We start from the raw sequence: 1,522 nt of genomic DNA, 5'->3' as shown, positions 1-1,522 counted from the left end.
CAGGGTAAGAGCATCTCAATCATGCTTGACAAAAGCACTTGAGAATTTGCATCATATAGTCATTGTTCATCGCAGCCCGTTTGATTTTTTGTCGCAGGCTACGCTGGAGAGTTGTTTCTTGGTTGACCGCATTAAGGGCAATCCGTCTTACCAGAGCGAAGTTCTGAGGACTGTTTAACGAGCGAATCCGGGATTTATCTTCATTAAAAGTCACATCTAAACTCCAATGCACTTGGTTTTCAATGCTCCAATGTTGACGAATAGCACGACCATTCCGCTTTAGCATCTACTGGTAAAGAACTTAGGTAAAACTGTACCTCGTGAGTAGTTTTGTTCCACAGATGACGAACTCTTTCGACCATAACAATAGTGCGTAATCCAGCAAGATTGTTCTTGCTTGTAAAGTCCTCCTAATTGGGCAACTGATACCGCCCAGACTTTTCGAGTTTCGACGCGATGATGACCCTTTTCAGTGCGGGAATCATAACTCATTTCAGTTTCCCTGAATTCCTGAGTTTTTGCCGTCTCAAACCAGTCTTTAACTTGATTGTAAAGAGTGGGATGATTGCTTTTTAGTGCCACGACATAATCGGCTTTTTTCTGACGAATCAGTCGGACTATTTCTGTTTGAGTCCCCATCGCATCAATGGTGATAATCGCCCCGGCAATGTCGAGTAGTTCTAGTAGGGCTGGAATTGCTGTGATTTCATTGGAATGGTCTTCAACTTTGACTTGCCCTCCTTACCAAACGCTGTCCGCTCGCCCAAGCTGTCACTAAATGTAAGTTTTTTAAACCTTTCTCTCGATCGTAAGAACCTCGCAAACTTTTGCCATCTATGGGGATGATTTCTTGGCAGACTGAACCCATAATTTGTTGCAACCATTGCGATAATTTCTCCTCTAACACTTTCGGGTCTAGCTTTTCAAACACCCGGCGAAATGTATCATCGCTGGGGATACCATTGGGTAACTCTAAAAATTCTTCACGCCCATTGTTGCTTGCTGAGTCCATAATTTTCGATGTCTTCCCACCCCGCTCGCACCGGCGATCGCAGCTAATATGGTAATGACCAGAATGTCTTTAAGTAAATGTTGTTTTGTTCGGTCTACTCTCGGATCTGGTATGTCATCAAAATAAGTTGATAAGCAAGCTTGTAAGTGTTGCATGGAGAGCGGTTGAGACCTGTTGGGTTTCGGTGATGATTTTGCCTCATTCACAACACGCTCGAATCCTTTCTAAGAATGATTTTTCCTCACGATTCGTGACACCGATGAAGCACTATTATAGAACCCATTTGAGATCTTTGAGGCTGCGAGTTGATCGCCCGTTGTCTGTCGCTGGCCCGTTATCTCTCGCTCGCCCGTTATCTCTCGCTCGCCCCTTATCTCTCGCTCGTCCCTTATCTGTCGATCATCAAAATATCTCAAATGGGTTCAAAGAACCGCTCTTGACAGGAGGCTCTTTTATATCTTGCCCTTTTTGTCAAGTACAATTTATACCAAATTAGATGAGCTTACCCTG

At 44.0% G+C, this 1,522-nt stretch carries 1 pseudogene; it reads right to left on the bottom strand.

Annotated features, from left to right (window positions below):
• Window positions 1-19 precede the first annotated feature (19 nt).
• Window positions 20-1,167, bottom strand: a pseudogene (locus QUA43_RS30665) (ISAs1 family transposase).
• Between the last annotated feature and the right edge of the window lie 355 nt (window positions 1,168-1,522).

The organism is Microcoleus sp. N9_B4, from assembly GCF_036701635.1.
Classification (GTDB): domain Bacteria; phylum Cyanobacteriota; class Cyanobacteriia; order Cyanobacteriales; family Microcoleaceae; genus Microcoleus.
The sequence above is the reverse complement of the archived record's forward strand: the minus strand, read 5'-3'. Positions and strand labels throughout refer to the sequence as shown.